14 protein-coding genes are annotated in these 24,025 nt (G+C 39.8%); 3 read left to right on the forward strand and 11 right to left on the reverse strand.

What is annotated here, in order from left to right; all coding sequences use genetic code 11:
* Positions 1 to 4 precede the first annotated feature (4 nt).
* The 4 genes from B0O44_RS03980 to B0O44_RS03995 form a co-directional block, all read right to left on the reverse strand.
* Positions 5 to 3,061, reverse strand: a complete 3,057-nt coding sequence (locus tag B0O44_RS03980) for a SusC/RagA family TonB-linked outer membrane protein (protein WP_170123261.1) — start codon at positions 3,059 to 3,061, stop codon at positions 5 to 7.
* A gap of 35 nt (positions 3,062 to 3,096) precedes the next feature.
* Positions 3,097 to 4,794, reverse strand: coding sequence for a RagB/SusD family nutrient uptake outer membrane protein (locus B0O44_RS03985; protein WP_110827375.1), 1,698 nt, complete (start codon positions 4,792 to 4,794; stop codon positions 3,097 to 3,099).
* Between the two features lie 4 nt (positions 4,795 to 4,798).
* The gene (locus B0O44_RS03990; RefSeq protein ID WP_110827376.1) at positions 4,799 to 7,945 is read right to left on the reverse strand and encodes a SusC/RagA family TonB-linked outer membrane protein; all 3,147 of its coding nucleotides are present in this window, start codon (positions 7,943 to 7,945) and stop codon (positions 4,799 to 4,801) included.
* Positions 7,946 to 8,470: 525 nt separating this feature from the next.
* Positions 8,471 to 10,348, reverse strand: a complete 1,878-nt coding sequence (locus B0O44_RS03995; protein WP_110827377.1) for a 7TM diverse intracellular signaling domain-containing protein — start codon at positions 10,346 to 10,348, stop codon at positions 8,471 to 8,473.
* 325 nt (positions 10,349 to 10,673) lie between these two features.
* Here B0O44_RS03995 and B0O44_RS04000 point away from each other — a divergent pair, with 325 nt between their 5' ends.
* Complete coding sequence (locus B0O44_RS04000; RefSeq protein WP_110827378.1) at positions 10,674 to 12,227, forward strand: DUF4350 domain-containing protein; 1,554 nt, start codon at positions 10,674 to 10,676, stop codon at positions 12,225 to 12,227.
* A gap of 346 nt (positions 12,228 to 12,573) precedes the next feature.
* The gene (locus B0O44_RS04005) at positions 12,574 to 13,113 is read left to right on the forward strand and encodes a hypothetical protein (RefSeq protein WP_110827379.1); all 540 of its coding nucleotides are present in this window, start codon (positions 12,574 to 12,576) and stop codon (positions 13,111 to 13,113) included.
* Here the strand turns inward: B0O44_RS04005 and B0O44_RS04010 are convergent.
* The 4 genes from B0O44_RS04010 to B0O44_RS04025 all read right to left on the reverse strand — a co-directional run bounded on the left by B0O44_RS04010 (position 13,108) and on the right by B0O44_RS04025 (position 20,031).
* Positions 13,108 to 13,965 carry a sigma-70 family RNA polymerase sigma factor gene (locus B0O44_RS04010; RefSeq protein WP_110827380.1) on the reverse strand — a complete coding sequence of 286 codons (858 nt, stop codon included), beginning with the start codon at positions 13,963 to 13,965 and terminating at the stop codon, positions 13,108 to 13,110. The two genes, B0O44_RS04005 and B0O44_RS04010, sit on opposite strands and share 6 nt — an antisense overlap.
* 226 nt (positions 13,966 to 14,191) lie before the next feature.
* A complete protein-coding gene (locus tag B0O44_RS04015) occupies positions 14,192 to 15,526 on the reverse strand; it encodes a BamA/TamA family outer membrane protein (protein WP_245943571.1) in 1,335 nt (444 codons plus the stop codon).
* Positions 15,483 to 17,483: a metallophosphoesterase gene (locus B0O44_RS04020; RefSeq protein WP_110827381.1), complete on the reverse strand. Its 2,001-nt coding sequence runs from the start codon at positions 17,481 to 17,483 to the stop codon at positions 15,483 to 15,485. The genes B0O44_RS04015 and B0O44_RS04020 overlap by 44 nt, the downstream gene beginning before the upstream one ends.
* Positions 17,484 to 17,553: 70 nt before the next feature.
* Complete coding sequence (locus tag B0O44_RS04025; protein WP_110827382.1) at positions 17,554 to 20,031, reverse strand: ThuA domain-containing protein; 2,478 nt, start codon at positions 20,029 to 20,031, stop codon at positions 17,554 to 17,556.
* Between the two features lie 318 nt (positions 20,032 to 20,349).
* On the opposite strand from B0O44_RS04025, the gene B0O44_RS04030 reads away from it, so the two are divergent.
* A complete protein-coding gene (locus tag B0O44_RS04030; RefSeq protein ID WP_245943573.1) occupies positions 20,350 to 21,612 on the forward strand; it encodes a sterol desaturase family protein in 1,263 nt (420 codons plus the stop codon).
* Positions 21,613 to 21,628: 16 nt separating this feature from the next.
* On the opposite strand, the gene B0O44_RS04035 is transcribed toward B0O44_RS04030, so the two are convergent.
* The 3 genes from B0O44_RS04035 to B0O44_RS04045 form a co-directional block, all read right to left on the reverse strand.
* Positions 21,629 to 21,976, reverse strand: coding sequence for a hypothetical protein (locus B0O44_RS04035; protein WP_110827383.1), 348 nt, complete (start codon positions 21,974 to 21,976; stop codon positions 21,629 to 21,631).
* 275 nt (positions 21,977 to 22,251) lie between these two features.
* Positions 22,252 to 23,151 (reverse strand): AraC family transcriptional regulator, encoded by a 900-nt coding sequence (locus B0O44_RS04040; RefSeq protein ID WP_170123262.1) that lies wholly within the window; start codon positions 23,149 to 23,151, stop codon positions 22,252 to 22,254.
* A gap of 373 nt (positions 23,152 to 23,524) precedes the next feature.
* The gene (locus B0O44_RS04045) at positions 23,525 to 24,022 is read right to left on the reverse strand and encodes a hypothetical protein (RefSeq protein ID WP_146229767.1); all 498 of its coding nucleotides are present in this window, start codon (positions 24,020 to 24,022) and stop codon (positions 23,525 to 23,527) included.
* Positions 24,023 to 24,025: the final 3 nt, after the last annotated feature.

Here is a 24,025-nt window from a genome sequence, read left to right on the forward strand (position 1 = left end):
ACGATTAAAATTTCAGGTTCACACCAAATGAGTAAATTTTCATATATGGATAAGAAGAGTTGTATCCGGCTTCAGGCAATTCTGGGTCTATATTCAGGTCCCCCAGTTTGTCAAACGTGAGCAGGTTCAGGCCACTCAGGTAAAAGCGCACCTGAGAAAGTTTTAACCTTTTCACAAAAGAAGCCGGAAGGGAATAGCCGATCTCCGCATTTTTTAATCTTAAATAATCACCCGACCTTAACCAGAAATCGGAATTCTGTGTATTGTTGCCCCGATCGGTGATCATTAATCTTGGATATTTTGCATCCGGACTGGAAGGGGTCCAGCGGTCAACACTGAATTGGTTCAGATAACCATTGTTTGCATTACCAGAATTTATCAGTGTCTGAATGGATATTGTTCTTCCACTAACACCTTGAAAAAACACAGAAAGATCAAAACCTTTTGCAGCAGCGGTAAATCCAAAACCATAAAAAGACTTCGGTACAAAATTGTAATCTGTTGTCACAAAATCGAGGTTATCAATAACACCATCTCCGTTAATGTCCTTATACTTTATATCCCCTGGTTTAACCGTTCTGGAAAAACGTTGCACGGGTGAAGCGTCAATTTCGGCCTGGTTTTGAAAAATTCCCTCCGCCTTCAGGAAGTTCCTGTTATAGCCAGTTGCCAGCTGGTACACACTGGTAATAGGATGTCCAAGCTGTTTCTGATAATCTGGTAAACCTGCGCCTTCATTAATGGCCAGGATTTTACTGGTACTGTAAGTATAATTCGCAAAGAAATTCAGGTTTAGGGCACCCAGTTTTTTATTGTAGTTTAAACTGGCTTCAAACCCCTTGTAGGATGCTTCCCCTTCATTAACCTGCACCAGGGACTGTCCTATAATACTTGGTATCATAGAATTGGTCAGTAAATTTTTGCGGTTTTCATGAAAATAATCTGCACTCAAAGACAACGACTGTTTAAACAGCTTTGCATCAAATCCCAGACTGGTTTTATAAGCCTTCTCCCAGGTCAGGTCGGGATTGGCCAAAGGATTTTCTGCTGTACCGCCAACCCCTGAATAACTGGTCCCGAAATTATATCCGCCCGCACTCCTGTTGTAACTGTTCACAAAAGAGAACCTCCGGGCCAGGGAAGTCAATGCATCATTTCCAACCAAGCCATAAGAACCTCTGATTTTCAAAAAGTCCAGAAATGAAGTGTTTTTCATAAAATCTTCATCCGAGATGATCCAGCCGGCCGACAGCGCTGGAAAAAAACCATATCTCCTACCCGGCATAAAATTCTCTGAGCCAGAGACGGTACCAATCAGGTCCACGAAGTAGCGCTGATTGTAATTGTAAGACAAGCGGTTTGACCAGCCTTCCCTTTTTAAGTCCAACGCCGCAAAAGCAGAGTAAATTGCCCTGGACACCCGGGTAGAAAAATTGACACCATGTTTATCGAAATTCCGGTCATAATCAAACCCGGCCCAGAATTCGTTTTTTCTTAAATTGCCTGAAAAACTATTCGGCGAATACGTAACGATGGTTGCATTCCCAAAACGGTTATAACCTCCGGCCGGATTGGGTTCATAAACTTCATAATCCTGATTAAAGCCCGAACGGTAAGATCCGTAGACATCATAGGAGTAAAACAGGTTCAAGGTCAAACCTTCGAGTATGTTGTTTAGTTTTTGTCTGGCATCTATGGTTGCAATCATATTCCGGGTCAGATCGGTACTCACACCTGCGGAGGACATCATGGCCAGGGGGTTGCTTTTTTGAAACAGGGAAGTTCCGCCATATGAACCATCAGGGTTTAAAATCGGGAAGGCATTTGGAGGTGTACTGTATACAGTGCTCAAAAAGGTTCCGGTACCTACATTTGGAAAACGCAAATTGGTAATCCTTCCGCCAACATCGAGCGCAACATCCAGGGATTTACTGACATGCAGGTCCAGGTTGGTCCGCAGGTTGTAACGGTTAAAATTGGTATTTGCATCATAACTTGGGTTACTTCCACCTTTATAAAAACCACCCTGATTGTAATAACTTAATAAAGTATAAAATTTCAGGAAAGCGTTACCCCCGCTTACTGTTGCAACATAACGTTGCGTTGGGGCCACGGTACGGGTAAAATCTCTGACAAAATTGTTGTTGGGATATTTATAAGGATCTGATCCTGTCTGATAAGCCTGAAGTGCCTCTGCGCTATAGCTTGGTGCAATTCCGCTGTTGGCCTGGGCCTCATTGTATAAGCTTGCATAGGTGTAAGAATCCAAAGGTTTGGTCACTTCCAAAGGTGCCTGCAAGCCAGCCTGGGCATCGAAGGTAACCTTTGTCGAGGTTGCGCTCCCTCTTTTTGTTTTTACATAAATTACACCATTGGCAGCATACATGCCATACCAGGCAAGCGTTGCAGCGTCCTTCAATACGCTGACACTTTCTATTTCATTTAAATCCATTGATTTAAAATCCCGTTCCACTCCATCTACAAGAACCAGAGGGTCCTGATTGTTATTATAGGAAGAGCGTCCCCGGATTAAAAAACTGGATACATCGTATCCGGGTTGCTGCGAACCGTTTGGCGTAATCAATAAACCAGGCAAACGACCGGTAAAAACGTTATTTAAAGATGAAGAAGGAATTTGAGGCAGATTTTCAGTGGTAATTGTACTAATGGTTGCGGTAATCTGTCTCTTTTTTCTGACCCCAAAAGGGATATATACATTATCATCATCACCCGCATCAATAAGTGCTTTAACCAAAACCACGCTCCCGTTGTTTACTTCAGCAGCTCTTTTGGTGATGGTCAGGTAACCACTCATTTGAAAAACAAAAACGTCACTAGTGCTACAGTTTATGCTAAAGCTCCCATCGGCCGCGGTGTTTACCCCTTTGTTATTTTTTGATTCCTGCAGGTAGACCAGCACACCTGCCAAAGGACTTTTATGCTCATCGAGTACTTTAGCCTTTACTGTAATCTGCTCATCAGGATTCTGTGCCGATGTGCGGAGTACAATTAAAAAGAGAAAAAGCAGAAAAGCGATATGTTTAGATTTTGAAAATTTCATAAAGAAAATTTTGTAAAAATGAATACCCATTTTGTTTACCATCCCGGATTCTGAACCAGGACACCTTTACTTTTGTAGATCTCGTTTTTAGGGATCGGGTAACGATGCATATAATCCAGGTATACTTTTTGGAAAGCATTTCCAAGGACAACAGGCGTGTAAGTAAAAGTGCCATTGGCATTTCTAACCACATTCATCCCATACATGGGCTTGGCAATAATATCCGGACCATTTTTCCACCTCATAATATCATACCAGCGATGGTCCTCAAAGGCCAGCTCGATGGCCCGTTCATGACGGATGGCCTCTCTCATTTGATTTTTGTTCAATCCTGCAGGCAATACCGGCATATTAACCGCTGGCCTTTGTCTGATTTTGTTGATGGCATCATACACGCTGGCATCGGGTGCATCCAGGTATTCATTTTGTGCCTCTGCATAATTGAGCAGCACTTCTGCATAGCGAAAGTACACATAGTTCAACAGGGTCGTTCCTGAGGTTCCACCAAGACGGTTATAGACCTCAGGCCAGTATTTGCGGCAATAATATCTCGTAGCGGTATAAATAATATTATTCGGATTGAAGTCTTTTCCATTTGCTTTTAAGCTTCCGTCGGCATTATACTCCGCCCAGGTGTCAATGGTTTTTCCTTGCCAGGGTGCTCCGTTGTACAGGATATTGGCATAAAATCTTGGATCACGTCCGGTATAAGGTTTCTGTGGATTATAACCTGAAGTAGGGTCGTCAATGCTTTTACCAGTGGCCTGCATTTCATACATGCGCACATGGTTCTCTGTAGGATCCATCTGTCCCTGCTGTCCTCCCGAACCCGGCGACATGGCAAAATCAGCAAAGATTCCATCAATTGCCCTTGGTCCGCGGATCTTAATCATAATGTATTCCGTGGATTTAGGGACGTTCAGCAAATCGTCATAGGTATTTTGAAGTGCATACTGACCCAGGCTCATGACCTGCACTGCTGCATCAGCGGCTGCTTTCCATTTGGATTTGTCATTGGAAGGATTATTTAAAGGACTGGCCGCATAAAGTAAAACTCTTCCTTTCAGGGCCAGGGCTGCACCCTTTGTTGCCCGGCCATAATTTGAATCACCATTTTCGGCATCACTTAACAGTAAAGTTGAAGCTTTCTCCAGATCCGAAAGAATAAAACTGACACATTCTTCATAAGAATTTCTTGGAATATTGATGTCTTCGTTTACACCATAAGACTTGACAATCAGCGGTACGCCTCCAAATCTTTTGATGAGTTCAAAATAAAAGAAAGCCCTTAAAAACCTCATCTCCCCTTCTATTCTGGCTGCCGGAAATATAGTTGCTACCGGAACACCGGAGATTTTTTCAAGCATTTTATTTGTAATGGCAATGCCCGCATATTGTCTGGCCCATACATCCCGCATGTCATTTAAAGAGGCTGTATTGGAATGGTCATGGTAAAGCCCTCTGTTTAAAGTTGTCACCGAAGACTCTGAGTTTCCGGAAACCGCTTCGTCAGAAGCCTGCGCCGTTGCCCCCCTGTGGTCATTAAAACGCGCATAATCATTAATCTGATAATTGTAAGCATTGTCCGCGAAGCGGGCGGCCTGAACCGGATCTGAAAAAACTTTGTCCTCATCAAGGCTAATGCCCGGGGTTCTGTCCAGAAAATTCTTTTTACAGGAGACAAAAGATAAAGACAGCAGGAACAAAACTGTATATATTTTAGTTGTATTCATTGGATTAGAAATTAATATTTACACCAAGGTTATAGACTTTGGAAGATGGATAAAGTGCCTGGAGCGGAAAGGCCTGATTCACGACATTCAGGTTCTCCGGATCTACATACATTTTAAACTTGGTCCAGGTATATAAATTCTGACCATTGAGGAAAACCCTGATCCCGCTTAGTTTTAAAGACTCCACCCATCTTTTTGGTAAAGACCAGGCAAGTTCCACATTTCTGATTTTCAGGTATTGTGCATTCTGCAGGTTGAAATCGCTCAACGCATTGTTCAGTCCTGTATAACCCCTGGCATGAAGGGCCGGCCAGGTTGCAGTTGCTGCATTTTCAGGTGTCCAGGCGTTCAGCATAAAAGGATACATTTGCTGACCATTGTTCTGCTCGTTCAAAATCAAATTTGAACTTACATGTCCAACCCCCTGAAAAAGTACAGAAAGCGTAATTCCTTTATAAGAGAACCTTGGCGTAAAACTGTAAATGTACTCGGGCGTATTGCTGTACCCGATGGCTGTTCTGTCGTCCGAGGTAATCACACCATCTCCGTTCAGGTCCTTAAATTTCAAATCGCCTGGTATTGGGGTTATGCCTTGTGGTTTAACAGAATTGGCGACATCCGCGGCCGAAGTATAAAAACCATCGCTGACATAACCAATAAACTGTCCCACACTTTTACCTTCCTGTTTCAGTCCTTCAGGAATCCCAAGAGGCTCATCGCTGGAGATGATCTTGTTTTTTGCATAACTCAACTGGGCATTCAAACCAAATAAAACCTGCCCAATTTTACCCTGGTAGTCCAGTTCAATCTCATAGCCTTTATTATACACCTCTCCGATATTCAACGAAGGATAACTATGACCAAAGGTCAGTAAACCACTTTTTCTTGGTGTGAGAATATCTTTACGTCTTTCATCGAACACGTCTGCATTTAGCTTCAGGGCATCGCTAAAAAACCTGGCCTCCAGACCAATATTCCGCTTGGTTCCTTTTTCCCAGGTGACCTCCGGGTTTCCAAGGTTCGTATCCCCGATAAAAATAGTTGGATAATTGGTCGGCGAGTTTGGTGAGCCAAACTGCACATTTGAATTGGCACTGTAACTGGTCAGGAATAAAAATCGGTTGTCGCCTATCTTATCATTTCCGACCACACCATAACTACCTCTTAGTTTAAGGTAACTTAAAACCGGGTTTTTCTTAAAGAAGGGTTCATTGCTTAAAGTCCAGCCCGCGGAAACTGCAGGAAAGAAACCATACTGACGTCCTTCCAGGGAAGAAAAGTTTTCTGAACCATTATATGCTGCATTAAATTCCAGGAAGTACCTTTCATTGTAATTATAGGTCAAACGGTTTACTGCACCCTGAGAAGCTTTAGGCGGCGCAGTAAACAACACATTGTTCGGGTCCGAGGTGGTGGTGATCAGCTGACGGATTCCAAGCAATAAACCAGATACATTGTGCTTTCCAAAACTCCTGTTGTAGTAAAAACCGGTTTGTAAATTGGAATTTGTACTGCCACCGGTGGTGACATTTATCCCGCCCAGAGGTTCATCCCTGTTGCGGGTATCTGGCGATAAGGTGATCGCCCCGGTTTGACGGTCCCAAACATAAGCAGCCCAGTTGGCATTCCGTCTGGCTACATTGCTGTAATAGGAATCGTATCCAAAATTCGTTTTAAAAGAGAGTCCTTTTGTAATAAAACCCAGTTTATATTCCAGGTTAAAAGTCGTTTCAACGGTATTGTTGTCATCATTACGAGTTCCGTAACGGGTAAGTACAGCAAATGGGTTCCAAAGGTTCAAACCTACAGAAGGATTTTGGGCAATGCGGCCATCGGGAAGTGTTACCGGATAAGCGTAAGCAGGTACCTGCAGAATCCTGGAAATCATTCCCTCTATAGTGTCATAGGAAAAAGCTGAGGAAGACAACAGACCTGCAGGCTGATAGCGGTTTGAAAAGCGTCCGCCTAATTTAATTCCCACTGTGAGGTCTTTGTTCAGGGTCAGGTCAATGTTAGACCTGAAATTGTACCTGCTGAAATTTGGAACGGTATTAATCCCATAAGGAGAATCAAATTTTTTAAAGATCCCATCCTGAAAGGAATAGCCAGCAGACACGAAATACTTAGCAATTTTTGTTCCGCCGCTAACATTGATGTTGTGCTGTGTCTGCGGATAAAACTTTCTGGTCAGGTAATCAAACCATTGAACATTCGGATAACCAATCGGATCTGAGCCATCTTTAAATTTTTGAAGTTCTGCATCGGTCCAGGGCAAGGGCTGGTTGTCATTTTTATAAGCCTGATTTTGAAGAAAGGCATTGTTATAGGCATCCAAACCAATAGGAAGTCCGGTATAAGATTGTAAACTGATGTTACCCGTATAGGTTACTTTTGGTTTTCCAAGTTTTCCGGATTTGGTTGTGATCACCACTACCCCGTTGGCACCCCTGATCCCGTAAATTGCCGTGGAAGCAGCATCCTTAAGTATTGTTACAGATTCTATTTCATTGGCATCCACGTCTCCAAAACCAGGTCTTTCAATTCCATCGACAACAACAATAGCCGAAGAATTTCCATAAGTGGCCACCCCTCTGATCTTTAAAGAAGCCGCATCGGCACCAGGTTGCCCGCTCGTTTGTACAGCCAATAAGCCGGGTAGCTTTCCAATTAAGCTGTTTGTTGGGTTAACAGTTGGGGATTTCATGATTTCCTCGGAGCTGATCTGGGAAACAGCACCGGTAAGGGTAGATTTTTTCTGCGTGCCATAACCAACCACCATCACTTCGTCGAGTCCCTGTGCATCGTCTTCGAGTACTACATTTAATACACTTTTCCCGTTTAGGGCGACCTCTTTGGTCTTGTAACCGATATAGGTAAATACCAATACCGGATTTATTGCTGTAAGCTTTAAACTGTATTTACCATCATTATCTGTAACTGTTCCTGTAGAAGCGCCTTTAACCCTAACGCTTACCCCGGGAAGTGCCAGACCTTTATCGTCCTTTATTGTACCTGATAAATTTGTCTGTGCAAATACACTAAAACAAAGCAGGTTCATCAGCAGAAATACATAAAAAGATACTTCCAGCGGTTTTAAATCTTTAAAAGAAAAGGACATAGAATTCCTTCTCAAATTGTAAGGTTTATCCATAATTTGATTGTAGGTTTTTACTGTTTCGATTGATCAGGTATTGATCAGCCCATACAGTCAATAAGAAATAGAGGAATAACTAATCGCAGTTCAACGCTTTTCTATAATGAAAACCGGAGAGATCAGTTTTCTGAATAAAAATGGAGCTTTGAAAGGAAAACCTGACTAGATCTGGGCATAAAAAAAAGGCAAGGCCTTTCCATGTGCTCAGCAAAAAAAATACGTGGTGAGTAATTCTTTGTTTCATGTTGTTTATTTGGTTAGAATTTATAATTGGTGAAGTAAAACTATTTTAATTCTGGCATAAGTACAAGAAAAAAAACACACAACAATCTGAAAAACAACAACTTACATGAAAAAGCAATACGCTTCACAAACAAACAGGAACACGAAGAACTGCTGATAATGATGCATTTAACCGTTTTTAAGCAAAGCGTCTGATACGCTAAAAAAACATTTAAAAAAAATCAAAAAAAAACATGCCTGAGCATGTTTAAATCATGATTTAAAGCAAAAACACCCGTGTTACCTCTCCAAAACGAGTTTACTCCAGCCTCCTGCCCCAGCGTTCTTAAGTTCTTTCTTACGCTCTTCCAGAATTTTTTGCATTTTACTGTTGTAGGACCAGCAGGTACTTTGTCTGATCAGCAATATTTCAGATAATTTATGAGAAGAAATTTTTCCCTTTGTCGAATAAACCAGGTAGAGCATGTAAAAAGCCTTATTAATAGGTATTCTGCTATTTTGAAAAATAGTATAAGCAATAACAGACTCATCATAACCACATTTGGTACATCTTCTGCTGTAAGGCAAGTAACCAGATAAATAAGCCGTATTTGCACATTTCCGGCAGGCATAACCTTTTGACCATTTCAACTCCGACAAATACTTGAAACAGGTCTCCCGGTCCGGATAAATCTTACTGAACTCCACAAAATCTACTTCATCGAGCATTACCCGGGCCCTGGTTACTTTTTCTATATTGAGGTGAAGTTCCTGGTTATCCTTTTCAAGCATTGCATTCATCATTGAAATTTCCTCATTCTGCTTTTCAATAATGGAAGCTTTATCCATTACCTCCCTGGTTCTTTCCTCCACCAAAGAACTCAATTCTTTATTTAAGGTATGTTGTAGTTTTTCATTAATTTGCAATTGCTGGATCATTCTTTTCTGCGCTTTATCTTTTTTTCTGCGCAATGTCCTTATACTCTCCCCAATGGCAAAAGAAACAAGGATCATTTCAATCACAAAACAAAAACTCAAACTGTAATAGGTAACCGGTCCATATGGCAACCAGCTTACATTGAGCAACAGCATAATTTTAATCAAAAAGCCCAGGAAAAGAAAACTGTAACCAATCACAAAAAACCTGGCCGGACGATAACGGTTTTTCAATATATATATCCCCGTTCCCCAAGCCACCACCAGGGGAATCAATTCGATCAGCTTATAACTGAAAAGATGTTTATCAAAAAGACAACAAATAAAGAAAATGACCCTTAAAGCAATAACCAGGCTAATCAGTTTATATAATTTCGGGGCCTTGGATTTTACGTACAAAAAGTTGATCGTAAACAGCAGACCAAAAATACTGCTCAGAAAAAGGGCAATACCAAAACCATATTCATTCCATACCGGTGAATAAGGCCACAGATACTGAAAAGCAATCCCGTCGCTGCTCATTTCATATAAACCAATACTCAAATTGTACAAGACGTAATACAGGTATTGTCGTTGTTTGATGGCGAAAAACATCAAGAGGTTATACAAACTGAAAACGATAACCATTCCATAAAACAAACCAAAAATCAGGTACTCATTTAAAGCATATTTTATAAACCAATGTACATTTCTTAATACAATAATGGCTCCCACAGACTGGGAGGATTTTAACCTGACATAATAAGTAAATACACCATCTGCATCGTTTCTGATATCATAAGTAAAGTTTTTATGCTGATATTCCCTATTGTTGAAGGGATAAGCAGTTCCAAAATAACGGACCTGATAAGCACCTGAATCATTCGGTACATATAAACTGATGTTATGAATAGACTGATCAAAAAATTCCAGGATCCAGTTTTCCTTCGAAGATTTCAAATGTCTTATTTTAAAACGGTACCAATAGGCAGAACCGGTATGGTAATTTTTTGGGGTGTATTTTTTGTTTTCCTGAAACCGGCCCTCCATATCCTCACTCTTTACTTCTTCAAAAGTCAGGGCATTGCTTTTATCTTCCAGGTACTCGATCTCCCCATAAGAAATGATGTGATGAGGAATTTTATCATTGATGGCAATCACTTTTTGAGCTTTTAATTGAAGCTGAAAAAGCAATAACAAAAAAGCAATTCGAAAGACTTTGGAACAATGTGGGCTTAAATGGCTGTAAACGGATTTTATCATTAAAATTTAAAAAGTAGAATATCTGGTTGCCGTAAATTTAATGTTGTTTTATTAAAAAACTGCAATAAAAAAATTACACAACAAACTGAAATTCAATACACTAAATAAAACACAATACGCTTAAACACCAGGTATAAATTCCCTTAAAGCATTGATAAAGTGCACCTAAGGTAAAATAGCAAACAAATAAAATGATACAGCAATACGCTTTAGCAACAGCTTAAAATCACAGCAACTTATACCTTCCGGCCCAGGCTGTACCATCAATTTTTTTCAAATTATTATAAATTTAATACCTTAATAAAAAACCTGTTTTTAGATCACCATGACCAGAACTTTCAACCTTTATAAAGCTCTACTTCTTGTTTTCATTTTTATTGTACAAGTCAATGCGGCTACTTCGAAACCAAAATTCAAAGTTATTGCCTTTTATACTGCAAAACGTGATCTTGCCCACATCAGTTATGTCAGGGAAGCCAATAACTGGTTTCCAAAAATTGCTGCTCAATATCATTTCAGTTATGATACCACTTCAAACTGGTCTAATCTGAATGCTAAATTCCTTAAAGATTACCAGGTCGTTCTTTTTCTGGATACCAGACCGGAATTACCAGAACAAAGAGCGGCTTTCCAGCAATATATGGAAAATGGGGGGGCCTGGATCGGATTCCATTTCTCTGCTTTTTCTTTAGCCGGATCTACTTATTCCGACAACTGGAACTGGTACCATCATCAGTTTTTAGGATCCGGTTCCTATGTCAGTAACACCTGGAGGCCTACCCCTGCCATATTAAAACTCGAAAAACAAAATTCCCCGATGACCCTCCACCTTCCGGCAACCTTTAAATCTGCCGCCAATGAGTGGTATCGCTGGGAAAATGACCTGCGAAATAATCCGGACATTGACATACTCCTTTCCATTGACAGCAGCAGTTTTCCCTTAGGCACGGGTCCCAAAGCACATGAAATCTGGCACAACGGTTATTATCCTGTTGTTTGGACAAATAAAAAATACAACATGATGTACGTGAATATGGGACACAATGACATAGATTACGAAAACAAGACCAATAAAGAACTTTCCTTTACTTTCGCCAATGAAACACAAAACAAACTCCTAATTGATGCCCTCCTCCAGCTGGGCCAGAGCCGAAAAATAAAAGCACCAAAAGTTACTCTTGATGAATATTTTAATCATGAAACCCGTATGATGAACAATAAACCAGAACGTTTTCATTATACATGGGAAGATAAAAAGAATACGGGATTTTCAATTTGGGGAGATATTTTCAAAAAACAAGGTGCCAGACTGGACGCAATGGATTCAAAACCTACTGCGGCGCTTCTCAAAGGCACCAGTGTTTATATTATTGTAGATCCGGACACAAAAAAAGAAAATCCATCGCCCAATTACATACAGCCCGAAGATGTATTAGAAATAGCAAACTGGGTAAAAGCCGGAGGTGTACTGGTCATGATGGCCAATGACAGTGCAAATGTTGAGCTACCACATTTTAACTTACTTGCTCAAAAATTTGGAATGCATTTCAATAATGATCTGCAACTGCATGTTATCGATGACAATCATTTCTATGACGGTGCCATAGAAATAAAAAACCATCCGATATTTAAAACCACCAAAAAGGTTTTCCTGAAAGATGTTTGCAGCATCAGTACTTCAGCAAATGCAGTAGCCTGTTTAAGGGCCTCCAATGGGGCTACCATTGCTGCAACCGCTAAATATGGAAAAGGGACTGTCTTTGCCGTTGGAGATCCATGGCTATATAATGAATATGTTAACGGCAGGCTGCCTTTGGAATACGAAAATGATAAAGCAGCAGAAGATTTGGCCAAATGGCTTCTTTCCAGATCAAATTAAATACCCTCAGAAGTCAAAGTCTAAAAAAACAGACACCCTTTATTATGCAATAAAGGCATGGTCCTATACCATTTAAGTAAAAAATCTATTACTTAACCTGCTTTTATTTACTATTTAGCTCATAAATCACTTGAAACTGCTAAACAGGAATAATTATTGAACACTAAAAATGACATTTTCCTGTTAATTATAACAAGACAATATGGGTTTTCAACAACCATATATTAAAAGCAATTGTGTAACAATCTTCTGCTGCCGAGCCCCTGTAACGACAGCAGAAAAAACAGGAAATTAATGAAGGGCCGACATAAAAACGGACGACTTCAGGACGATTTAATTACAGCATATGAAAAGTAACGTTCCATTAAATTTGTATACTTATTACCTTCAACATCCAAACGAGTTTGAAGAAAAAAGTAATCCGGTAAAAAAAATCGTTTATTTATTGGCGGCTTTGTTTTGTTTGTTACTGATCATAAAGCCCGACTTCATACATTTTTCACCAATACTGATGAGGGTCATCGCATCCACTGGTTTATTAATCTTTATCTCTTTATCCCAGTTTTGTGCAAAAGATTATTATAGCAAAACAACAGGAGGCAAAATAAAAGAAATTGCTATTAAAAATTTTGACATGTCTTTTGCTGATGAAGATGCCATTGTCCAAATGTTTAACAATAATGATTTTCACAACCTGATTACAGCCGGGGGAGCTGGTGATCAGCCCATACAGCTTTACGTACACGAAGATCAAAGGGGCAAAACATTTTATTTTCAAATCAAAAAACAATTGTCCGATTGCTATTCAAGCGGCCTTACTGAAGTGAAAGTTATTTCAGGTGACCAATACGAAAGATTGTACAAACTTGTTAAATCCAGCCTATAAATAAGCGGATAAACTTTCAGGACAATTGTTCCTCAGCGTCCTCATGGCCCTGGTTTTTAATTGTCTGATGCGTTCCTTACTCAATTTCAGCCGCTGGCCTATGTCTTCCATCGTCATAGGAAAATTACCCTCAAGCCCATAAAACAAGGAAATAATATTTTTTTCACGTTCTGATAATTTGTCCAGGAGCCTTTTCAATTCCGTTGTTAAAGCGCCTGAAATCATAGCCTGATCCGGACCCGGTGTTTGTTTTTCTTCTAACCGCTCAATTAATGTACCACCCTCCTCTAATGTTGGATTTTCACTATCCAATGAAAGGGCCATGGCAGTACCGGCAAGGTAATCAACCACATTTTCAAATCCCATCCCGGTATACTCGGCCAGTTCTTCAGGACTTGCTTTACGCTCTAGAACCTGCTCCAGTTCAAGTCCTTTCTGTTCCAATTTTGCAATTCCTATAACCACATTTCCTGGTAACTTTACCAATCTCCTTTTTTCTGCTATCCCCGAAAGGATACTTTGCCGGATCCACCAGACGGCAAAAGAAATAAACTTAAAACCTTTTGTCACATCAAAACGATATACTGCCCTGATCAGGCCAACATTACCATCGGCAATTAGATCGTCTAAACCAAAACCCAGGTGCTGATATTTTTTAGCTACAGAAACCACAAACCTGAGGTTGGAAAGAATAAATTTTTCAATAGCCATCTGGTCCCCTTCCTTTACTTTTTGTGCAAGACGTTCCTCCTGGTCCGTGGTCATCACATCATACTGACTAATTTCTCCAAAATAACGCTCCAGTATATCCGTGCGCAAGGTCACAGACTTGCTAATTCTGAATTCTCTCATGGTTCCAGCTCCTTAAATTTGAATGAATGCGTCGCTTTCTAAAACTTTTGACGCTATAACACAAAGATCTGAATATGGATTACCTCAAAAATACCAAGCCGGGAATTCCATAAATTTTACAGAAAAACCCTATCGAAACAGACATATATTTGCTCAAACCACAAAAAGAACAGACCGATCCACATTAAATTTGGCAAGTGTTTTTTTAACCTGGGCCGTCTTGTTTTTAGAAAGTCTCTCCAAGACCAATAGAAAATCCGGAATAGCCTTTACTTACACCATAATCAACAGCGATATTTGTATTAGAACCTTTATTGAATTTAATACGCATACCTGTTCCTATGGCCGGATGAATGTTCTTAAAATTATTGTTTTCAGGTTCGGTCACGGATGTGGCATTTGCAAAAACCACAAAACCCAGCAAACCATTTTCAGTAATATCCCTTCTGTATTCTGCTTCAAAATACAACATGCCTTTTCCCCTATACCTGTTCTGGTCCATTCCCCTTCCAGATTTGTTATAAGGGTCCCAGCCAACGCTTGGTAGGTTTAAATAAGGGACATCATTACTAAGTCCGGTCCAGAAATACGACCAAAGCGCAAGCATGTTCTGTTGACCAGGCCTGGTATTAAAAGGAATATATTTTCTGGCGTCCACGTAAAGGGATTTCCAGCTTGTATTGCTACCAAGAAATTTCGGATTTGTACGGAGTATGACGTTCAGGTAACCTCCGGGAAGGGGGTTAATGGAATTGTTACGGGTGTCATAAAGCATATTAAAAGAAATACCTGAAGAAAAAGAGTTAGCCCCCTTTTCCGTTCCTGAATTATAACCTGTAAAGGTTCTCAGGTCCGGACCATTATCGGGTGTGGTGACATTGATAAAATAGTCAAGATTATAACCGAAGCCGACATAAAAATAAGGCCTGATCCTTTTAAGTGCATTTTGATAAAACCGGATATATTTATAATTCACCAATAACCTGTTGTCTTCATGACCGCTTCCAAGTCCCCAGGTATATTGCGGATAAACCAAAAAACGGGTATCCCCCTGGATCACCCAGGTATTGTCCTGTAACCAGATGTCAGAACGCAAAGGCAAACCAAAGCGGCCTTTAAAATTCCAGTATGGGGTAAAAGTAACATTCGAAATATTGGTATGTTTTCGGTCACCAAGATAAAAAGCCGCATTGGTGGAAGTAATCAGGGCACGCCCCCCTCCAGGAACGTTACCACCTATGGGGAGTACAGAGAAAAATATCCTTTTTTCACCCGCCTTGGCATGTTTACCTGGTTTAATTTTAAACAACACTTTAGCAATATCAATCAAATCCTTTTTATCTGCGGTATCTTTAGGCGGGGTTTTAGCAGTAGAAATAATATCACTTGCATTTTGCGCACGGGCCGAAAAGCTAACGAATAAAAAAAGAGACAGGATACTGGTTTTATAGATCATATCCGATATAACAACATAAGGCTTGTTTTGATTTAAAGATTCCTGTACTTTTTTAGAAATGCTACTTTTTATCTTCCAGCAGTAATTGTTTTTCTCCCCGTTCATTTACCCGATAATATTTTTGTCCTTCAATTAATAAAGCATTCGATTTACCTTCATGCTCATTAACATCAACAGCAATAACCTTACCATCAAAATGCGTGCTCACTGTATCGGCAACAATGGTATGCCCTACCACAATCCTCTTCGCTTTAAAATGATCTAAGGTTTCCTGCAGTTGCGCATGGGTTATTTTCGGTTCCACGAAATAACCCCGGTACCAAAAAAGTGCATCTTTTGCAAAAAGTACTTTCAATGAATCGGGTACCGTCGCTTTTTTCTGATCGTAATAAGGCCTCGCCAATACATTAATTTGCTCCAAGGTCCACTTCTGCTTATTGATTTCAGGAGAAATCCCACCATGTAAAAACAACAGGCCCCCAATTTTTTCTAATGTATTTTTACTGCGCAACCACCTGCCAAGTTCTGTATCTTTTGCATAAAAGTCCTTATAGTCCATTCCCATTAGCTTGGCAGACTCCAGGTATTTTGGCTGAACATACCGAAAATCTCCACTCAAATTCATCACGTCATGGTTACCCAAAACCACATGGACATAGCCCCTCTTTGCCTTTGCTTTCTGCTCAAGACTATACAACAGCCATATATATTCAGGGACCTGCAGCCCACGGTCAAATAAATCACCGCAAATCACCAAATGCCCCTTTCCAAAAGTCCAGTTGTATTGCTCATCAATAATGTGGCTGGCCAGCAGCAAAGAGCGAAAGGCATTAAATTCTCCTTCAATGTCAGAAAGTACAAACAGTTTTTCGGGCATAGGATAATCTACAGGACCAGTTTTCAGTTCCCCTTGTAATTTTACTTCAAAGTCTTTCCCAGGTTCTTTAAAAGTGACTTTAAAATTTTTCTGATCGCTGATTGTGGTCACTTTATTATTTACGATTCGATAAATAAAGTTTTTGCCATTTTTGTAAAACACGTAAGGTCCATCATCAATTACAGCTGTTTTATTATAAGCTTTTATGATTTTAATCTCCTCTTTATTAAAGGGGCTGCCATCTTTTCTAAAAATATCATGATACCAAAGCTCAGGTTCGGGTTCTCCACCTTTATTTCCCTGAGGGTAATTGGTTTGCGACCTGCCAGCCACCAGTCCCCAGTTGATTGCTGCAGTCTGATAACGTTTAAAAATAGGCAAACAGTCTTTAAAAGTACTCCCTTCAGGCCTTTTCATATACTCTGTACAAATCACCTGTTTCCCCCTACCCGTTAAAGTATCCAAAGCTTGCTTCAAAGCACTGGTATCCCGGTAATTATGAAAGGTAATCACATCGGAGTTCTCTATCTGAAATTTATTGAAAGCTTTAAATTCAGGATTCCAAAGCCCTATCGTTACCGGTTGCACCGCATTTACGCTTCTGGCCCATTTAACCACATTTTTTAATAAAGGCCAGCTCTTATCTCCATGTTTAAAATGGCCGGGTTCATTGTACAGGTCCCACAACATAATCCTATTATCCCTTCCAAATACCCTCATCACATCCTTTACATATACCTCTAGTGTATCCATTAATTTCGGTTCCCTGTCAATCCTGCTGCCAGGATCTTTAAGCCACTGGCTGTTGTGGACCGAGAGGATTGGTTCGGGCTGTTTTCCTGCCTGATAGCTATCCTTCCAGCAATCATCAAAAAAGACAAAAATAGTTTTAATATGGTGCCGTTCCGCTATACCCAAATACTCATTTAACCTTTCTTTAAAGCCTTTAGGATCTTGTTGCCAGGCCACATGATGCAAATAAACCCGCATCATGGTCATTCCAATCTCCTGCGCCCAGCCCAGCTCTTTATCTATGGTTTTTGGATCAAAAGTTTCTTTTTGCCACATCTCCAGCTGATTGGAAGCTGAAGATGGAATAAAGTTGGCCCCGCTTTGTGCCATTGATTTTACTGTGATGAGCAGTAACAGCATCAATAAATGGTATTTTATCCTTCTACGATTCATTAAAATTGCTTCTTTTTGTACAGCAATAAATGTCTGAATAACTTAGATATGAAGGGTTACATTTCCGGAATTATTTTGCCTCTGTTCCCAACGCCCAAAAAATCGCATTTCTGAAAATCTGGGTGTAGATTTGATTCTTAAACAAATCCGGAGAATGTCCCATAAAAATATAGACATTTTTGGCCCTCATAGAGGGGTTGCTCCAAATAACCGGATGATCTCCCATTCGGATGGCCGATGCAGGCCGATAACTCCCTTCATCTACAGAAGCGAGAACCTCTACATTGCTCCTTGGACTTCGGTCATAAGTATACCATTCTTCTTTTTCAATTTGAAATTTAGCGGGGATATTTTTCATTACCGGATGAGAAAACTGTTCTGTTTTGACCAGGCCATCCGCAAAAGCCGGAATATAATTTTTAAACCGTATACCGCCCATAAAATCAGAGAACCATGGCCATAGCCCATAACCATCAAAATCACCAAGCAAAGTGGCGTGATGAAAGCCAATCCAGCTTCCCCTACCTTCGATAATATATTTTTTAAAGGCCTCCATAGCGTCCGGTTTCCAGGCATAAGGTGGGTAATCCAACTGTATAAACAGTTGATACTGCTGTAAAAACTGATCTGTAAACAGCCGGGTGTCTTGGACATAATCAATCGTAAAATTATTTTCTGCAGCCAGTTCATTAAGCCATTTTTTTGCGGCCATGGAATATTCCAAATGATGCCCACCCTTTTCTGCAATGGCAATGATCCTAAATGGTTTTTGTTTGGCCTGCACCGGATCTTCGGCCGATAAAGAAGTGACTGCATTTAAAAACCATGCCGCATGAGGCAACCACTGTTCAGTCCAGCGCCATTCATTCCCTGCAGCATGTTCCTTAAAATCTATTCCACCTCCATCATCAAAACCGTCCTTTCCGGTAATGCCATTTGAAATTCCCCCTTTTTCTGAACCGTGCCCAAAACTGGATTGCATGTAAGGAACATTTTTCTTTCCCATTTGATACATAAAACATACAGAATAAGGATTTTTCCCTAATATCCAGTCCAGTTGATTCCATGCAAAACCAGAGTATGGCGATTTAAACCAGGCTCCATTTTTTCCACCCAAAGCCCTATTCCCTTCCAGAACAGCTGCAGCCAGGGAAGCCAGACGGGCATTTTCTCCCTGCCACCACCAGCCGGTTTCATTTTTATGGGGTATAAAAAAACTGCTTTTTATTTTCCCATCCGTATTAATGATTTGTCTGGCATATCCAAAAGGGTTCTCTACTTCAGCATTGATCTTTAACTGATGCCTTATTGATTTTTTAATGGTCATTTGAATGCTTGCCCTTAAGGTAGGGTCATTTTCCTTTTTCAGGTACCTGGAAAGGGCAACTAATGGAAGGCCTGCATCTGAAGCGTGCCAGAAAGGACGTTTTCCATCATCAGCAATAAAATAGCCTTCAGGACTTAAGCGATGCTGTAGTTTTTTTGCTCTTTTCCTGGCTTCATTTTTATAAAATAAAGAATCTGTAGCGATCCAAAGCTCGGTTGCGGCAAGCAAAGCACAATAATCATCAATAATATTATCCTTACCATCATCCGTATACTTTTTATTATTAACTAACACATGTGCAAAAGCTTTTTCGGCAGCCTGCAAATATTCAGATGAACGAAATGTACCCTGTTTCTTCCAGCCCGATACCCTTGCCAACGCCGCAATTGCCATTCCTGCTCCTTCTCTGAAGGCACATTGATATTCATCGGTCGTTACACTATTTGCATGTAAACCTACTACCCTTCTGGCATTGGGGTCTTTATTAAAGTAACTAAATACAGTCATATAAAAATAACCCTGATCAGAAAGCGAGCGCATCAGATAATCAGCTCCCCATAAAGCTTCACTATCGATAGAATCCTGAAGATTCATACTACGAATTAATTTTGGAATTGTTTCAGCGGTATTGATCAATGACCAGGTGACCAATGGTATTTGCTGGGGGGACATAAAATTGGCATAAGCCAGGTGAGAAAAGTACTTACTTACATCACCAGAAGCATCGCACCAACCTCCACGAAGATCTACTTTTTGGTCTGAGCCAAATAGCTGGACCTGCTGGTCTGCGGCCCATTCCGCTGCTGTATTTGCCCTTTGTTTCCTAAAGTAATGTAAAAGGGCAGGTATAGTTTGCCTGGCCAGTTCCTGATCTCCGATTTTAAAATCATAGGAAAAATAATCTTTGCCATCGATTTGTATCGAAACTTTATAACTGCCGGACTTAAAGAAGGCCGAGAAATCGGCCTGATAAAACATCCTGTTCTTGTCCCATTCCTCCACTTTTAATGGACCTTTCAATTTATTTACATATACGGTTTTTAAATTCCCGGCATCTGTTATTTTAAAAACAGCACCTGCATTTAACTTCTTCTCTACACCAATTAAAGCTAGTTTAGGACCTGCTGCATCATAAGCTACCTGATTTGTATAAATTACAGGCAAACAAAAGCCACATAAAGGAAAAATACAAAGCAGGAAAAGGATTCTTTTTAAGGGCATTTTAATAGCTGAGTTTAGTAAAAATGACGTAAATCTATCTGAATCCAACCAAAGCAGCAAGAACAAAAAACCAAATAAAAGACTAAACAACAATAACTTACACCGAACAATACGTTTTAACAACAAAACACTTCAGGCTGTAAAACAACCCACAGCACCTTGACTCCAGAAGAGCTTATATGTACTGATACGGATAAAAAACATTTAAAATATTTACCGGAATTTTTTTCAGGGCAGCCAACGGATAATTGAAAAGATCAATAGATTTTAGAATAAAATATACTAGTTTAGTATACTTTATTTAGCAACCTGTTTTTTATGTTTTCATTTTACCTTGTCGCAATGCCTTTTCTGCCTGCCGGAAAACAAATCAATTATCTTGCTTTTGCAATACCTGCATTTTTTATTTTTCTTTTTCTGGAATACCTGCTGGCCGGAAAACTCCATAAAAAGCATCTTTTCAAACATGAGAGTTCTATTTCAAATTTAAGTATAGGGATTGCCGAACGTTTATTGAATTTACTGATCTCCGCCAGCTTCTATGCCTTGTTTTGTTGGGTATATAAACATTTTGCCCTTTTTCAGATTCCCAATACCTGGTGGGTATGGACCCTGCTGCTCCTTACTGCAGATCTGGTGTGGTACTGGTACCACAGGCTTGGACATGAAGTTAACCTGCTTTGGGCTGCTCATATCGTGCACCATCAAAGTGAAGAGTTTAACCTGACAGTTGCAGCCCGGATTACCGTGTTTCAATCCCTGATCAGAAACATATTCTGGTGTTTGCTCCCTCTTGCCGGTTTTCACCCTAATTTGGTCATCACGGTGCTGGTGATCCATGGCGCCTACTCCTTTTTTACCCATACTCAAATGCTGCCCCAGATAAAATGGCTTGAATATGTATTTATTACCCCTTCCCTTCATGGGGTCCACCATGCAAGTAATGAAAAATACCTGGATAAAAATTACGGAGATGTTTTTGTATTCTGGGATAAGCTCTTTGGTACTTTTCAGACGGAAGAAGAAAAACCTAGTTATGGCCTTACACATCCGGTAAAAAGCTACAGTTTTCTTTGGCAACACTTTCATTATTACCTGGAAATTATAGAAGCATGCAAATCGGTTAAAGGATGGAAAAATAAAATAGCGATCCTTTTTGGCGCTCCGGCAGTTCTAGACCAGAACATCCGCCCAAAACTGGAAAAAGTGTACCTGCAGCACAAATCAAGCAGTCAATATCGTTTCAAGTTTAAAATCTATCTGAATGTTCAAATTTTTCTTTGTACAACCTTACTGACTTTGATCACCGCTATATATCATATGGCGCTCATTGGGGACAAACTCTTTATTATCGCCTTTGTACTTTTAACTTTAATCAACTGTGGTGCATTAATGGAACAAAGAAAATGGATCTACTACCTGGAATGCCTCAGGTTCCTATTACTGCTCTGTTATTTGTTCTGGAAAATAGGGATTTTCGAATTGATCATATTTCCGGTTATTCTGCTCATTTTGGCTGAACAAATATTCAGGATCGGTAAAATTTACAGGAATTATGTGTTGCGTTATGAAGAAGGATAACGACAACGAACTAAGATCAATTGGTGCCAGGAGATTCGAAGTCTTCCAGGAAATCGAAAATTAATTGCAACTTGGCAAGTAAGGTTTTGGCCAGATGAAACCGTACAGGACTAAAAACCTTCATTTGTCGCATCACTTCACCAGACTCCTCCATTAGGTTCCGTACTTCGTTTTTGATTCTTTTATGGTGCTTTTTAGCTAAGCCCGGATCTGTCAAAATGCCTTCAAAAATATAAGCCGTCAAGTCTTTACAGGCAATTTCAATTTCAATGCTAATGTCCTGAATAATTGGAAGGTTCTTATTTCCCAGTACATGCAGCATCCAGGCAAAATGATTAACACTATAAGTCAAATCTTTATTCATAAAATCAAAATAATTATACTTTAAATACAATCAAATCATAAAAAAGGACTATATAGTTTTGATTTTTGTTATTTTTTTACTCAAAAAGGCTAAAGAAAGAAGTTGTTATGATCAAAAAGCAATACCTTTTTATAGATAGATCCAAAATAAAAGACAGATACCAATCCTGGCTATCTGTCTTTTAACTATTATTACCTAAATTATTCAGACATGAAAAAACTTCTACTATTTGCGCGTCTGAAATGCATTATAAAGGTAAGGTGATGAATTGTTTCTCAATGTGCGAAAATCTCCATTTTATCAGAATGGTATTCTTCTCTAAAACAGCCTGGGGTAAAGCTGTATCTGGTTCTGAATAAACGGACGAATGAACTTGGACAGTCAAAACCAATAATACTGGTAATTTCTTTAACAGGATAATCGGTATTGGTCAAAAGATATTTTGCCTGCTGCAACCTTGCCTCAGTCACAAACTGATGAGGAGAAAGCTGAAAGGCTTGTTTAAAAGTTCTAAGCAAATGATTCACTGACAAACAGGCTACATCAGCAATATTTTGCAGACTGATCTGCAGATTGTAATTACTTAAAATATAGTCTTTGGCAATCATTAGCCGCTTTAAAATTTCTGTACGGGTAGAGACATTGGAAAACTGTAAATAACCAGCCCTGTCGGTAATTTCCCGCCGGTAAAGTTTGTAATAGGCCAACAGACATTCTTCAACATGTTCCTCGATCAGGTTATGATTATAATCACAGGTTTTTATATGCGCATTTAGCCTGAATAAGCTTTTTTGCATTTCCCCCTGCATCAGGTGTATGCTTTCCAGAAAAACAGGCCGGGTATCTTCTCCAAAATTTGACCTTCCTTCTAGTAAAGCAGTATGCTTGCCACCCATCATTTCATGAAACCGAACAACGAAGTCTTCTTCAAAAGACAAACTCAGTATATGAACCGCTTCTATGGAATCTATTTTATAGCTGTAACTGCTTTTTGAATTGATAAACAAAAGGTTACCAGCCGTCAGGTTAAACAGGCGGTTCCCTACCCTGTATTCGGCCTTTCCTCTCAAGACAACATTAATGGTATATGTTCCGCACAAATGCTGATGATGTGCCTCGCATGTTTTTTCGCTTAAAACCTGGTTATTATTCCCCAGAATGACTCTGCATTTCATAGTTAACTTTAGATTAATCAGCCGGGGAATAACCAAAGTTAAAAGCATAAAAACGCAGTATCAATCACCCGTAAAGGGGTATTTTGAAACAAAAACAGAAATAAAAACACCATTAAACAGCATTCTTATTTCTTTAAAAATTATAATATTTACTGATTTACTATAGATGCAACTTACCAATAAGTTGCTTCGGAATTATAAATAACGCTAAGGGGGAGTTATTTATAAAAACTTAAAGCCACAATACATAAACCTAGAAAAACTGCTGTTGCCTACACAAACAACAGCAGCCTGGCTGAAGACAAAACCTATTTACCGAGCAGCCTCTTCTATTTACAAAAAAAGCCTCCTAAAAGGGGCTAATTATTAATTTTCAATTACTCAATGTGAGTACAAAGTTTTTATAATTTGCACTCGGCTTAACATCATCAGTTCCTGTTAAACTTAAACTCAAAGGAAATGTTGCACCTGCAGCAACCGATCCCGGAACCAAATCTATTAAGATGTACCCCACTGAAGAATTTGCCGGAATGGTAACTTTTCTGGCACCTGCAGGTTTGAATTTATAATGCGTTCCTTCTACTGCGGTACTTGTGCCATTTACAGCAAAACCAATATCGATGGGATTAGGTCTCTGAGGCCCCACTAACTGTACATAGATGGTATCTGTACCTCGAGTATTTACACTTTCTGTTCTGCTTAACTCGCCGTTTCCACTTACACCAGAAGGCAAATTTACCTTCCCCAGCAGATGGTTTTTAAATTCGACCACACTTGGCCCATTATAAATATTGTCATCTTTGGGCATACAACTGGACAAAAACAAGCCAAAGCCACATATCGTTAATCCGTATAATAATAATTTTCTCATGTC

Origin of the sequence: Pedobacter nutrimenti, from assembly GCF_003208655.1 — a bacterium.
GTDB lineage: Bacteria > Bacteroidota > Bacteroidia > Sphingobacteriales > Sphingobacteriaceae > Pedobacter > Pedobacter nutrimenti.